Source organism: Paraglaciecola mesophila KMM 241 (genome assembly GCF_000315015.1).
In the GTDB taxonomy this organism is placed as follows: domain Bacteria; phylum Pseudomonadota; class Gammaproteobacteria; order Enterobacterales; family Alteromonadaceae; genus Paraglaciecola; species Paraglaciecola mesophila.
The window spans coordinates 75,977-90,461 of record NZ_BAEP01000064.1; the positions used below are offsets into that span (position 1 = coordinate 75,977).

The window sequence follows — 14,485 nt, forward strand, 5'->3', positions numbered from 1 at the left end:
GAATTTAAAGGGTATATTAAGCGGAATATAAAAGGCAGTCAGATCATTCTGGCTGCCTTTTCTGTTTGTGCTCGTCAATACGGTCTGTATTTAAGGGGCGAGCTGCGTTAAAAGTAAGCGGTGGCCCCTTGCAGGTACTGGTTAAATGCACCTTGATTAGCTTGTTTTAACGTGACGCATTGCTGCGATTCATCTTGCGCAACCTCGTAGCTGCGAGCCATTCCGTCGAACTTGTCTTTATGTTTGCTATAAAAGTCTTGTGCCAATTCTATGTTGTGCTCACTGCAACTGCTTGACACATATTCAGGCATGCGCGCCACATGATAGGCCGGCATTTTAGCGGTCACTTGTTCCATGTTTTCATCTAACCATTGATATAGTACATCCTGATTTTCTCTGGCTTGACTGGCCGTGGCAATAAACCCAAGCACGTTGGCGGGGCTCACGGAATCATTTAGGGTCATATCAAGTACTTTGCGCACAGTTACCGCCTCGGGGAATAACATACCGAAGCGGATTGCGCTCTGGGTGTTAGCATCATTAGTGGCAAAATACGCCGCCTGATACTTGTCAAACCATCCCTTGTCGTCATTAACCGCCAGGCTGCGCATAGCATTTCCGGCAATCGCTCGGCCTGTACTTGTATCGTCTTGTAGGAATTTTTCGGTGATGCGTTTGCTCTGTGCAATGACGTCTTTATTTTGCGTGTAACGGCTAAGAAGGCCAAACACAGCATTACGCAGGCGACTTTTATCGTTGCTGTCACCTTTGCTCTCAACTGTGCCTAAACGCGCAAACCAATGGCTTAGTTTGCTATTTAAGAATTGCGCAAATAGGGCCTTATTGTTGTTATCAACCAAATAGGTAAGGTCGTTCAGCGATGCCACCACGGAGCGAGCAACGACTGGGTCGTCATCTTTCGCTAGTGCATCAAGCACCGCCATGTGTTGGTCTAGGGTGATTTTGTCTGCATTGAGCAGTGCATCTGAATTGTACAGTAGTGATTTTTTCTCCCTGGCGTTCAGCGCTTGCGTGTCTTTGAGTAGCGCATGCAATTGCGATTCAGGGATCTGCCAACGCATATAACCCATGGCATTATCGTTAGGGTAAATCCACTGGGCTTGGGCCAACTCGGGCAGATTCGTTTTGGCTTTATCTAAAAACACGCGTGTGCGAATGATTTTGCCGTTTTTCTTGTAGGTAATTGCAAGGGGCACAATCCATGTCTGTGGGTTAACGTCGGCGCCAGCCAAGTGGTAACGGCTTTGGCTCACATCGCCGTTTTTAGCAAAGCTAACTAAGGGGTAGGCTGGTTGTTCTAAATAGGTTTTCATTAACGCTGGCACATCAAAATCTGCGACCGTTGAGAGTACCTCCCACAAGTCATCTGCTTGTGCATTACCCCAAGCGTGTTTTTTCATGTAGCTTTGAACACCTTTTTGAAACGGCGCTTCGCCCACTAACGCTTCAATCATTTGCAGCACGGATTCACCCTTGCTGTAATTAAGGCCTAGGCCGTCCATGACGTCGGTTTGACTGCGCACTTCTTTTTTAACTGCACGTGTTGTCGGGCTCGCATCGGCGCCAAATGCTCCTTCTTGCACCAGTTGTGCTTCGGTGTTCTGCTCAGGGTAAAGGGCCATAGTTATTTTACTTTCCATCCATGATGCGAACGCTTCGTTTAACCATAAATCGTCCCACCAGGCCATAGTGACGAGGTTGCCATACCACATGTGCGCCAGCTCATGGGCGATCGTTTTCGTTGGGCCGCTTTGCTCAGTTAAACGTGGCTCATCGTCAAGCAGTAGTAAGCTACTGCGATAAGTGACTAACCCAGCGTTTTCCATCGCGCCATGGGTAAAATTAGGCACGGCGATAAAATCGAGTTTTTCGTAGGGGTAGGGTGTACCGAAGTAATCTTCTAGGGCGTCCAGAATTTTCGGGGTTTGCGCCACGGCAAATTTTGTACGGTGGGCTTGGCCTTTGGGAGTGTAAATCCTACCGGGCACGGATAATCCAGTGATTTCAGCTGAATCCATTTCGCCCACGGCAAACGCCACTAAGTAGCTCGGCATGGGTTTAGTCTTTTTAAACACCACGGTTTGCCAACCGTCAGCTTGGGTTGTTGATTCCACTGGTGTGTTGGAAATAACCGTGTTGATCACAGGCGAAGTGATCGTCATTTGATAGGGTATCTTATAATTTGGCTCATCAAACCCTGGGAATGCGCGCCGAGCATGCATGTCTTCAAACTGGGTGAAAATGTAGTTTTTGCCCTCAAACGCCGATAAATACATACCGTCAGAGGTGGTATTCACCTTGCCGGTAAATTGCATATGCAACTGATAGGTTTTAGCTGGAAGTATCTCTTGAGCCTTACCTTGCTGAATATCATAGGCTTGGCTTTCTACCGTCAGTGGGATTTGACGCGGGCCGTCAATCAATTCGGCTGTATGCACGTCTAAATCGCGTTGATAGAAACGCACCACATCGGTGGCATTTTCGATGGTCACTGTGATGGTGGTTTCACCGCTAAACGTCGCTTCGTTAGGATCGATTTTCAGTGAAATTTGTTGAAAGCTAGGTGTTACGTTGTTGCCTAGGCGATAGGCGTCTTCGCTGGCAATTGCCTGTGTTGCTAAAAACACGCTAAGGGCAGTGCTCAAGCATCGTTGCATCAAATTCATAGTAAATCCCTGTTATTGATTATATTTTTAACTAAATGCAATGGTAACGCTTTGGCTGCATTTGTTTGACGCGCAGATTAGGTGAAAACAGCAAAAATGCAACTAGCAAAAAGTTAATACTTGTTTCGAAAAATAACGCCGAGAGCGGAAGGGGAAAAGCAAAAAGGCTCATTGTTGAGCCTTTTATGTAGATAGTTACTTCTGTGGACTGGGTTATTTTTGGATATTAACCGGTTCAGGAAACTCATAATCCTCAAATGCTTTACGCAGGGCTAGTTTGTTCAATTTACCCGTTGCGGTGTGCGGAAGTTCGTCAACGAATACCACATCATCTGGTAAAGACCACTTGTGTAGTTTGTCGGCTAAAAACTTCAATATATCTGATGAGGACGCTTCTCTGTCGGCTTTGCGCACAGCAATAAGCAATGGTCGTTCGGTCCATTTCGGATGATAGCGGCCGATTGCTGCAGCTTCTGCAATGTGTGGGTGACTCACCGCGGCATTTTCAATATCAATAGAGCTGACCCATTCACCGCCAGATTTGATCACATCCTTGGTGCGATCGGTAATTTGCATATAACCATCGGCATTAATGGTTGCCACATCACCTGTGTCAAACCAGCCTTTATCATCAACTGGGCAGCCTTCCTCGCCCGGTGTTTGTGACATGCCGTAATAGCCACGTATCACCCACGGGCCACGGACTTTTAATGCGCCAAACGCGACACCATCCCAAGGTAATTCATTGTTGTCCTCATCGACGATCCGCATTTCGATACCAAACACACCGCGACCTTGCATGGTTTGCAGATCAGTGATTTGCTCATCTGTGTAATCTTCCATACCGGGTTGTAGACCGAAGAATGTTCCTAGTGGGCTGGTTTCTGTCATGCCCCAACCTTGGTACACCATAGTGTCATGATTGTCTTTGAAACGTTCGATGATGGCGCGAGGACAAGCCGCGCCGCCTACGGTCACTCTGCTAAGAGAAGTAACCTTCTTTCCACTTTTATCTAAGTAATCAAGCAAGGCCAACCAGATCGTAGGAACGCCAGAGCTAAAGGTAACATTTTCAGTTTCTATCAGGTCTTGCAGGGTTTCGCCGTCACCCATTTTAGGCCCTGGCATAACTAATTTAGCGCCTGTCATAATGGTCGCGTAAGGTAAGCCCCACGCATTGACATGAAACATAGGTACCACAGGCAACACAGTCTCTCGCCCAGATGCATTGGTCACATCTGGTAGTGCACCTGCATAAGCGTGCAATAACGTTGAACGATGGCTGTACACGACACCTTTAGGGTTTCCTGTAGTGCCTGAGGTGTAGCACATACCACTGGCCGTGTTCTCGTCGAATTCAGGCCATTCAAAATCACTTGATTGATCCGCAATAAGTTCTTCATAACACAGCACATTTTCGAGTGTGGTTTGCGGCATATTCACTTTGTTAGTTAACACGATAAACGCTTCTACTTTCGGTAAATGCGCGGCAAGCGCCTCCACTAATGGCATGACTAATACATCAACAAAAATGAATCTGTCTTCTGCGTGATTGATAATGTAATTAACTTGCTCGGGAAATAATTTTGGGTTGATGGTGTGGCACACCATACCACTGCCTGAAACAGCGTAATAAAGTTCTAAATGGCGGTAATCGTTCCATGCCAGCGTGCCAATACGATCTCCGAATTTTGCTCCGAGTGATTCAAGCGCGTTCGCAAGTTGGCGCGTACGTACCGCTAAATCCTGGTAGGTGTAACGGTGGCGCGGGTTGTCAGCGGTAACGGAGACTATTTCACGTTTCGAGTAGTTCTTTTCGGCATGTTTTAAAATGTTTGAAATCATCAATTGTGAATTCATCATCAGAGATTGCATTTACAGTTCCTTATTCACATCAAAGGGCAATCAGATTGCCCTTTTTACATCATGAGTTAATAGCTAAATTTTTGCGTTACTACCAAGCCGTCACACCACCATCAAGAGCAATAGATTGGCCGGTCATGTAGGTATTGCCTGGTGAAAGCACTAATAGCATCGCATTAACAATTTCTTGGGGCGTGGCAAGGCGCTTCATCGGGCAACCTACCGCTAATTGATTAATGCCTTCTTGCGATATTTCACCGTCAATATTCAATATATTAGTGGGGGTATAGAAAGGGCATATTGAGTTTGCTCGAATACCTTTGCGTGCATATTCAATCGCCGCTGTTTTAGTTAAGCCGATAACAGCATGTTTTGCCGCTGAGTAAGCAGCGCCTTTCGGTGCACCACCAAGGCCTGCAAGAGAGCTTACATTGAGAATGTGACCGCTGCCTTGTTTGAGCATGACTTCAATTTGGTACTTCATGCCGAACATAACGCCTTTGACGTTTACGTCCATTTGCTTATCCATGGTTGCTTCATCAATGGTGTGCATAGGTGCCATGCTGTGGGCGATACCCGCGTTGTTCACGCCTATGTCAACGCGGCCGAATTTGTCCATGGCGCTGTCAACCATGGCTTTGCAATCTGCTTCTTTTGATACGTCACAGTGCTGGGCGATAACGCTATCAGCAAAGTCACTTAAACCTTCAACTGTTTCAGCCAAACCTTTTGGGTCGATGTCGCTTATCACCAGTTTACAACCACGCTCGGCTAACCCTTTTGACAATAAACGACCAAAGCCACTGCCTGCACCCGTAATTAATGCTACTTGACCGCTAAAATCTAATAATGAATCCATGTTGATACTCGCTTTTAATTTGTTGAAATTGGGTTGTCGTTAATAAATTGCAGTAGTACTTGTGCTAACTGCTGTGGTTGATCTTCTTGCAAAAAATGCCCGCCCTGGCTGATCGTGGTATGAGATTGCCCTTGCGTACCAGGGATGAGCTTTTGCATTATTTTATCGCCGCCAGCGGTAACCGGGTCGCTATCGCTGAACGCCGTAATAAAAGGCTTGTTAAATTGCTGTAAGACTTGCCACGCTTTACGATTGTTCTGAGTTTATGGGTCGTCAGTTGCCGCAGGCACCAGTAAAGGAAATTGGCGCACGCCTGCCTTGTATTCTTCAGTAGGAAAGGGGGCATCGTAAGCATTTAGCACGTCGGTGGACAACGCTGTCACTGTGGCGCCTTTAATAATCCCTGCAACGGGAAACTCCGGCACTTCTTGTGAAAAAGCGCGCCACTTCATAAAGGCTTCACCTGGGGGATGATCGCCAGTGGGCAGCATAGTATTCGCCGCCAATACACGGGCAAACAATTCTGGGTGCTCTGCCACTAAACGCAAGCCGAGTAATCCACCCCAATCTTGGCAGACTAATGTGACTTGCTTTAAATTAAGTTGTGTAAGGATGTTACGTATCCAATCAAGATGCCGCTGATAGGTATAGTCGCTGCGCTGGGTGGGTTTATCAGAACGCCCAAAACCGATTAAGTCAGGCGCAATGACCCGATACCCTTTATCGGTAATGGGTTTGATCATATCTCTGTATAAGTAACTCCATGAAGGCTCGCCATGAAGCATTAAGACCACTTCACCTTCTTTGCTACCTTCATCTAGATAGTGCATGCGTAACTTGCTGCCTTCAAAATCGTCTACTTCTATATAATGAGGCGCGAACGAGTAACCCGACAAACCTTCGAAACAGTCGTCTGAGGTGCGTAAATATTGCATGAATGACTTCCTAACGTTGTGCAAATAACAGCGTGTAAGTGCTTTGTTAATTTTGTAAACAAGGTATTAGAAAATCATTTGGCCAATCAAAAGTCAACTCGCCTAAATTAATGCAGAAGTATGAATTTAATGAATATTATGCGGTAGTTGAATTTTTCTACGTTATTACCTCTAATTATTAATCAATATAAAACCAATAAATTTGGATGATTAAGCTCCCTGACCTAGTATTCGTTTACTAATTTATCTGGTAAGAGGTGTTTATGAGTCAAGCAGTGGTTGCTGAAGTACAAGGAAATGTCGCGGTTTTGTATATGCAAAGCCCACCGGTTAATGCGTTATCTAAGTCGGTTCGTGTTGGCTTAATTGAAAACATTAACCAAGCGCTGGACAACGCTGAGGTTAAAGCGATTGTAATCTCATCTAAGTTGGCATTGTTCTCTGGCGGCGCTGACATCAGCGAATTCTCTGGCGGCAATTTAGAACCGCATCTCCCTACCGTTTTAGATGTAATAGAAAACGCCACTAAACCTGTTATTGCGGTACTAAATGGTCCTGCATTTGGCGGCGGTTTAGAAGTCGCGCTTTCGTGTCATTACCGCGTGACTTTCGCCAGCAACAAGGTTGGCTTACCAGAAGTAAACTTAGGTATTTTGCCTGGAGCAGGGGGCACGCAGCGCCTTCCCCGTTTGGCAGGCGTAGCAAAAGCACTCGATATGATAGTGTCAGGTCGCCCAGAAAAAGCGAGTAAGCTTGCGGGTGTATTTGACTTGGTTGTTGAAGACCCAACAAATTTACTCAGTGAAGCTATGGCATTTGTGCAAAAAGTCATTGCTGATGGCGCCCAGGTTCGCAAAACCTCAGACGTGGCTATTGATAAAAGCAGCGCGCCTGATGAGCTATTTGCTCAGTATCGCCAAGGCTTAAAAAAGCAAGCACGTGGATTTTTCGCCCCTGAGCGTTGTATTCAAGCGGTTGAAGCATCCGTTTCGTTGCCGTTTGAGCAAGGCTTGGTGCGTGAAGGTGAATTGTTCATGGAATGCATGGGCTCTAAAGAAGCACGAGCACAGCAGCATTTCTTCTTCGCTGAGCGCGCTGCTGCCCACGTAAGTGACTACGACAAATCTACACCCACCCGCGATATCAAAAAGGTCGGTATTATTGGCGCAGGCACCATGGGTGGCGGTATTGCCATGAACTTCGCCAATGCGGGTATTCCAGTGATTATGCTTGAGCTTAAGCAAGAAGCATTGGACAAGGGCTTGGCGCTTATTCGTAAGAACTACGAAAACTCGGCTAAGAAAGGCAAGCTTACTCAGCAAGCCGTTGAAGAGCGCATGGCATTGTTGCAAGGCTCAACTGAATACGCAGCATTAAGTGATGTAGATTTAGTCATTGAAGCCGTATTCGAGAAGATGTCAGTCAAAAAAGAAGTATTTGGTGCACTTGATAAAGTCTGTAAGAAAGGCGCCATACTCGCTTCAAACACCTCTACATTAGATGTGAACGAAATTGCGGCGTCTACGTCACGCCCAGAAGATGTGATTGGTTTGCACTTCTTTAGTCCTGCTAACGTGATGAAACTGCTTGAAGTGGTAAAAGCAGAAAAAACTTCAGCAGATGTCATTAAAACATGTATGCAGATGGCCAAGAAAATCAATAAAGTCGCTGTGTTGGTTGGCGTTTGCTTCGGTTTTGTGGGTAACCGCATGATCGAGCCATACGGCCGTGAAGCCGCCCGCTTGATGCTTGAAGGGGCTACGCCGCAGCAAATCGACAAAGTGATTTACGATTTTGGCTTGCCAATGGGGCCATTTACCATGGGTGACATGGCAGGCTTAGACATCGGTTTTTATGTACGTGAATCACGTCGTGAGTTTATTGCTCATGACCCAAGTTACTGCGTGGTCTCAGACCGCTTGGTGAAACAAGGTCGCGTGGGTCTTAAATCTGGTCGCGGTGCTTATATGTATGAGCCGGGTAACAGAATGCCGATCCCTGATCCTGAAGTGGTTGAAATGGCAAAAGAAGAGGCCGCACGTTTAGGCATTGCCCAACGTGACATCTCAGACCAAGAAATTCTAGAGCGCATTATCTTTCCATTAATCAACGAAGGTGCATTGATTTTGGAAGAAGGTATTGCCGCTAAATCAAGTGATATCGATGTTATCTATGTTTATGGTTATGGCTTTCCAGTTTACCGCGGCGGCCCTATGCAATACGCAGATGAAATTGGCTTGAAAAAAGTTTATGACGCGATGTGTAAATATCGTGATGAATTAGGTGAATACGGCGGTCACTGGTTCGAACCAGCACCTTTGTTGAAACAACTGGCTGAGCAGGGCAAACGCTTTGCAGATTTCAAGCAGTAACACCTACTTAACCAATTAAATAGAGAGAAGAATGATGAAAGAAGCAGTCATAGTATCCACCGCAAGAACCCCCATCGGCCGTGCTTATAAAGGTGCGTTTAACAATCTTGAAGCCCCTAGTATGGGTGGCCACGCCATTCGCGCAGCAGTTAAGAAAGCCGGTATCGACCCTGCATCAGTTGATGATGTGATTATGGGCAGTGCATTAACGCAAGGTAGCGGTGGTATGAACATCGGGCGTTTAGCCGGTCTTGCCGGAGGATTACCCACTTCGGTATCAGGCATGACCCTAGACCGTCAATGTAGCTCAGGCATGTACGCCATTGCGACGGCGGCTAAGCACATTATCACTGATAACGTACCTGTAATGGTAGCCGGTGGTCTTGACCAAATTAGTTTGGTGCAAAACAAATACATGAATACCCACCGCATGGTTGATCCAGCATTGGCGAAAATGCATAAAAACATTTATATGCCTATGTTGCAGACCGCTGAAGTCGTAGCTGCACGTTACGGAATCGACCGTGATGCAATGGACGAGTACGCACTACAAAGCCAAATGCGCACGGCTGCTGGCCAAGCGGCTGGTAAATTTGACGATGAAATTGTTCCCGTTACTGCCACTAAAGTGGTTGTTGACCGCGAAACCAAAGAAGAAAGCTTTCATGAAGTGACGCTAAGCAAAGATGAAGGTAATCGCGCGGAGACAACATTAGAGGGCTTGAAGAGCCTTAAGCCAGTTATCGAAGGTGGCGTGATCACAGCGGGTAATGCGAGTCAATTGTCTGATGGTGCATCAGCGAGCGTATTAATGGATTCTAAGCTAGCAGAGCAACAAAACTTAACGCCGTTAGGTGCTTATCGCGGTATCGCAGTTGCAGGTTGTGAACCAGATGAAATGGGCATTGGTCCAGTATTCGCTATTCCAAAGTTGCTTAAGCAGCACGGCCTGACCATGAACGATATTGGTTTATGGGAGCTTAACGAAGCATTTGCTGTGCAGGTGATGTACTGCCGTGACAAGTTGGGTATTCCTGACGAATTACTTAACGTTAACGGTGGCGCCATTTCAATCGGTCACCCTTACGGTATGAGTGGTGCACGTATGGTTGGTCACGCGCTTATCGAAGGTAAGCGCCGTGGTGCGAAATACGTAGTATGTACCATGTGTATCGGCGGCGGTATGGGCGCGGCAGGTTTGTTCGAAGTTTATTAAATTTTAGGCGCCCTTAGGGGCGCCTAAATGCAAAAGAGGTTACAAAAATGGAAGGTTATAAAGCGCCGCAGAAAGATGCGTTGTTCGTGATGAACGAACTACTTGGCTTTGAAAAGCACTATGCAGATCTTGGCTTTGAAGATGCATCACCCGATATGGTTGAAGCGATTTTCTCTGAAGCTGCCAAGTTCAGCGAAAACGTATTGGCTCCGCTTAATGCGGTAGGTGATGACGAAGGCTGCACCTGGGAAGACTCAGTGGTGACCACGCCTACAGGTTTCAAACAAGCTTACCAGCAATACGTTGAGGGCGGTTGGCCGTCAATGACTCATCCTGCTGAATTTGGTGGTCAAGAATTACCGTATTCACTTTCGTCAGCGTTAGGCGAGTGGCTCTCTGGTGCTAACCATTCATGGGCTATGTACCCAGGCTTAAGCCAAGGTTGTATGGCAACGCTTGAAGCACACGGTACGCCAGAGCAACAGAAGATGTTTCTGCATAAATTAGTCGCAGGCACATGGACAGGCACTATGTGCTTGACCGAACCTCATTGTGGCTCTGACCTTGGTATGCTTAAAACTAAGGCTGTTAAAAACGATGATGGAAGCTACAACTTAACCGGTACTAAGATTTTTATCTCAGCCGGTGAGCATGATATGTCTGAAAATATCGTGCATATCGTTATCGCACGCTTGCCTGATGCGCCAGAAGGCACTAAAGGGATCTCGTTGTTCGTTGTGCCTAAATTCAATGTCAGTGCAGACGGTGAAAATGAAGATCGCAACGCCGTTACTTGTGGCTCAATTGAACACAAAATGGGTATCAAAGGTTCTGCAACGTGCGTGATTAACTTTGACGGTGCAAAAGGCTACTTAGTGGGCACCGAAAACCGCGGTTTGAACTGCATGTTTACGTTCATGAACTCGGCACGTATTGGTACTGGCCTTGAAGGTTTGGCATCTAGCGAAACTGCGTTTCAAGGTGCATTAGCTTACGCTAAGGACCGTTTACAGTTTCGTTCAATGAAAGGTGTGCAAAACCCAGATGGGCCTGCGGATCCCATCATAGTGCATCCTGACGTGCGCCGTATGTTGCTAACCCAAAAAGCGTTCGCTGAAGGTAACCGTGCGCTGGCAATTTATGCCATGAAATTGGTTGATATCACCCTATACAGTAAAGATGAAGCCGCTAAGCAAGTGAGCGAAGCTAAACTTGCTTTCTTAACGCCTATAGTGAAAGCCTTCTTGACTGAAACGGCGCAAGAATCAACTAGTTACGGTATGCAAGTTTTCGGTGGACATGGTTTCATTAAAGAGTGGGGCATGGAGCAATTGGCCCGTGATACGCGTATTTGTACTATGTATGAAGGCACGACGGGTATTCAAGCGATCGATTTGCTGGCGCGTAAAGTGGTTGGCTCAAACGGTAAATTGCTTGAAGTGTTCACTCAAGAAGTACGTGATTTCTGTGTCAGCATTCGTGACAAAGGGCAATTTAACGCATGGTCAAATGCGATTGAAGTGCATTTAGATGAGTGGAAGCAAATCACAGTTGATATTACTAAACGTGCAGCTAAAAATCCTGACGAATTAGGTGCTGCTTCTGTGGATTACCTAATGTACTCTGGTTACGTCACGGTAGGTTATTTCTGGCTGAAAATGGCCTTATTGGCACAAGAGAAACTTGATGCAGGTACAGATAATGCTGATTTTTACCAAGCGAAGTTACATACAGCTAAGTTTTACTTCGACCGTTTGTTAACACGTACGCGCTCGCTTGTATCAGCAATCGAAACTGGCTCTGACAGCTTAATGAGCATGCCAGTTGAGCAATTCGATCTAGGTGCATAGCACTTCACTTATTCACTAGAATAAGCAAAGGCGAACCTTTTCATGTGAAAGTGTTCGCCTTTTTTATTAAAGGGACAGACTATGCCTATTAGTCATCATTACGCGGATATTAACGATGTATCATTGCACTACGTCGAAGCGGCTTGTCACAGCGATAACCCTCATCCTGAGACCATTATTTTCCTCCATGGTTTCCCGGAATACTGGGGCACCTGGCAAGCACAAATTGAATATTTTCGTGAACAATATCACGTCATCGTACCTGACTTGATGGGCTACAACTTAAGCGATAAACCCAGTGAATTAGAGGCCTATACTGTGCCGAATCTTATTGCTTTGTACGCCAAATTTGTAGAAAACGTCAGCCAACATAAACCAGTGCACTTGGTCGCCCATGATTGGGGCGGGGCTATAGCATGGCCATTGGCAGCGTTTCACCCTCAGCTTTTTAGTAAGTTAGTTATTTTAAATGCGGCGCACCCAAGCACGTTTACCCGAGAAATGGCGAGTAACCCGAAACAGAGACAAAAAAGTGCTTATATTCATCAGCTTGTCGCTGACAATGGTGTCGAGTTTGTGAAGAATGATGATTTTTCGATGTTAAAGAATATGTTGTTTGAGGGGATGCACAATACCCACTTTAGTGAGCGTCAAAAGGCGGAATACATGCGTGCTTGGAAGCAGCCGGATGCGGTCAACGGCATGTTGCAATACTATCGTGCCATGCCGCAATTACCACCAGCAGCCTTATCTGAACCTGAAAATGGTGACTCGGTTGAACAAAATGCACTTGCAAACACGGATTTAAAAATTCCTAATATTCGGATTGACTTGCCCACACTGATTTTGTGGGGGGAGCAAGACGAAGCGTTTGTCACTGGGATTTTAGAAGGGATCGAAGCCTACGTACCGGATTGTCAGGTAATGCGGTTTGAAGATGCAACCCATTGGTTACATCATGAGAAACCTGACGAGGTGAATGCCGCGATTGAGAGCTTTCTTACCGCCTAAAAAGCCGTCAATACCAGATGCGAATTAAGTGTATAGGTGGAGACTTTGGCGTCGTATTTTTAACACGTAAGCTAGCGCATAAAATAGCTCTAGCATGCCACCTTATTGCATAGCTTCATCATCATGAGCGATCACCTGATTACGGCCATTTTCTTTGGCGTAATATAAGCGTTTATCAGCTTTATTTAACAGTTGGTTTAATTCTTCTCCATCAGCGCCATAAGTAGACAATCCTGCACTGAGCGTGATCTTGATGTCACACTTAGCGGTGGAGAAGGGTCTGCTCAATAGCTTTTTTCGCAGTTCATCGACTTGATTGAAGCCATTTTCTAGAGAAGTCGCGACCATTAAAAGAGCAAATTCTTCGCCACCAAACCTGGCTAGTAGGTCAGTTTTACGGGTGTTTTCTCGTAAAAATGTCGCCACATGGCGCAGCGCATCATCACCCACTGAATGTCCGTGAACATCATTAATTGTTTTGAATAAATCCAAATCAAATAACACAACGGTTAGAGGCGCTTTGTGGCGAGAGGCTAACGCGCTAAGTTGTTGAAACCCTTCGTTAAGTTTCATTCGATTAGCCAAGCCAGTAAGGGGATCTGTGCCAGCCAGCGATAACAGACGCGCTTCGTTCTCTTCACGTGTTCTCTCATACACGTGGGCGAATGCCATCATGAGCGCGGCACTTAAGACCACATTGGCAGAAATCGCCAAATTGAGTGATATTTGCTGTTCAACTGACATAAATCGCCAATGATAGGACACAATGCCGCACACAATGAAAACCACTGAATACCAAAACCCGCGTTTTCGACCGAGCAACAAGTAAGATATAACCGGTATGGTTAAAATCCACACAAAAATAGATTCTGATGATTGGGGCAGTGAGAGGCCATAAATCATAATGACGAAAAACGGCACAATATAAATACTGACCCAACGCTGGAAATGCGCAGTGGTTTTGATGCGACTTAATAACCAAAGGGAAAACAGGCCGTAACTTAATTCAATTGTGGCGAGGGGCCATAAACCTCGATAAAAATTGATTATCGAGAAAATGGTACCACCGAGAAACGTCACGACTAGCAACACGGCCATAATATCTCTGCGGTACTTATAATTCTGTACTAATTGATCCTTCATTTTCATCTCGAACAACGCTTACATCACAGGCTAGGGTAAATGAAAGTAAAGCAATGGTGTTTCGACCTTAGGTGAAAACACGTTCGTAAAGTGACTCGGGAATTCCCCCAGTGCTGAGGTCAACATTATCACTAATGGGGGAGTTATCAATTGATTAAGATTAATTATCACTAACTTAAGTAATGTCAGTTGTGCAGAAAAAGTGCATTAGTGTTGATATGAGGACTTTTCAGGCAAATAAAAAAACGGCCTCAAAAGAGGCCGTTTTTAAAGGCGTCAAGTAGCGCTACCTGACTTACCATGTTGAAACTTTTAATAAGTTTAGTGGTTAGATACGGTCGTTAGATACGGTCGTTTAGCACGGCCACAATAGGAGAGTTGGTTAAACCGTTTTCCGATGCCCAAGCCACAACTGTTTTACCGTCTTGCTCTGGTGAACTTAAATCACTTTTCGGCATTTTCTTTACCATTAGCGTCCCGGTCTCTACTGCGTCATTTAGCATAGCAGTGCGTATTAAACTGTTACCGCCGCAGCTGATGCCTGAATAG

General features: G+C 45.8%; 9 protein-coding genes and 1 pseudogene. 4 read left to right on the forward strand and 6 right to left on the reverse strand.

Features of this window, described 5'->3' with window-relative positions; translation table 11 throughout:
* Positions 1–107: 107 nt before the first annotated feature.
* The 4 genes and pseudogenes from GMES_RS16045 to GMES_RS16060 all read right to left on the reverse strand — a co-directional run bounded on the left by GMES_RS16045 (position 108) and on the right by GMES_RS16060 (position 6,344).
* Positions 108–2,687, reverse strand: a complete 2,580-nt coding sequence (locus tag GMES_RS16045) for a M1 family metallopeptidase (RefSeq protein WP_006993795.1) — start codon at positions 2,685–2,687, stop codon at positions 108–110.
* A gap of 213 nt (positions 2,688–2,900) precedes the next feature.
* On the reverse strand, positions 2,901–4,562 hold the full coding sequence (locus tag GMES_RS16050) for a long-chain-fatty-acid--CoA ligase (protein WP_006993797.1): 1,662 nt from the start codon (positions 4,560–4,562) through the stop codon (positions 2,901–2,903).
* Between the two features lie 79 nt (positions 4,563–4,641).
* Positions 4,642–5,409, reverse strand: a complete 768-nt coding sequence (locus GMES_RS16055; protein WP_006993798.1) for an SDR family NAD(P)-dependent oxidoreductase — start codon at positions 5,407–5,409, stop codon at positions 4,642–4,644.
* Positions 5,410–5,423: 14 nt separating this feature from the next.
* A pseudogene (locus tag GMES_RS16060) lies at positions 5,424–6,344 on the reverse strand (haloalkane dehalogenase).
* Between the two features lie 263 nt (positions 6,345–6,607).
* Here GMES_RS16060 and GMES_RS16065 point away from each other — a divergent pair.
* The 4 genes from GMES_RS16065 (at position 6,608) to GMES_RS16080 (ending at position 12,793) form a co-directional block, all read left to right on the forward strand.
* The gene (locus GMES_RS16065; protein WP_006993799.1) at positions 6,608–8,716 is read left to right on the forward strand and encodes a 3-hydroxyacyl-CoA dehydrogenase NAD-binding domain-containing protein; all 2,109 of its coding nucleotides are present in this window, start codon (positions 6,608–6,610) and stop codon (positions 8,714–8,716) included.
* Positions 8,717–8,750: 34 nt separating this feature from the next.
* A complete protein-coding gene (locus GMES_RS16070; RefSeq protein ID WP_006993800.1) occupies positions 8,751–9,932 on the forward strand; it encodes an acetyl-CoA C-acyltransferase in 1,182 nt (393 codons plus the stop codon).
* Positions 9,933–9,979: 47 nt separating this feature from the next.
* Positions 9,980–11,782 (forward strand): acyl-CoA dehydrogenase C-terminal domain-containing protein, encoded by a 1,803-nt coding sequence (locus GMES_RS16075; RefSeq protein WP_006993801.1) that lies wholly within the window; start codon positions 9,980–9,982, stop codon positions 11,780–11,782.
* A gap of 81 nt (positions 11,783–11,863) precedes the next feature.
* Positions 11,864–12,793 (forward strand): alpha/beta fold hydrolase, encoded by a 930-nt coding sequence (locus GMES_RS16080; protein ID WP_006993802.1) that lies wholly within the window; start codon positions 11,864–11,866, stop codon positions 12,791–12,793.
* A 102-nt stretch (positions 12,794–12,895) separates the two neighbouring features.
* Here the strand turns inward: GMES_RS16080 and GMES_RS16085 are convergent, their stop codons facing one another.
* Both GMES_RS16085 and GMES_RS16090 read right to left on the reverse strand, forming a co-directional pair.
* Positions 12,896–13,936 carry a GGDEF domain-containing protein gene (locus GMES_RS16085; protein ID WP_193362994.1) on the reverse strand — a complete coding sequence of 347 codons (1,041 nt, stop codon included), beginning with the start codon at positions 13,934–13,936 and terminating at the stop codon, positions 12,896–12,898.
* Between the two features lie 341 nt (positions 13,937–14,277).
* On the reverse strand, positions 14,278–14,485 hold a 208-nt coding region (locus GMES_RS16090), incomplete at its 5' end, for a DUF3718 domain-containing protein (protein ID WP_039987624.1).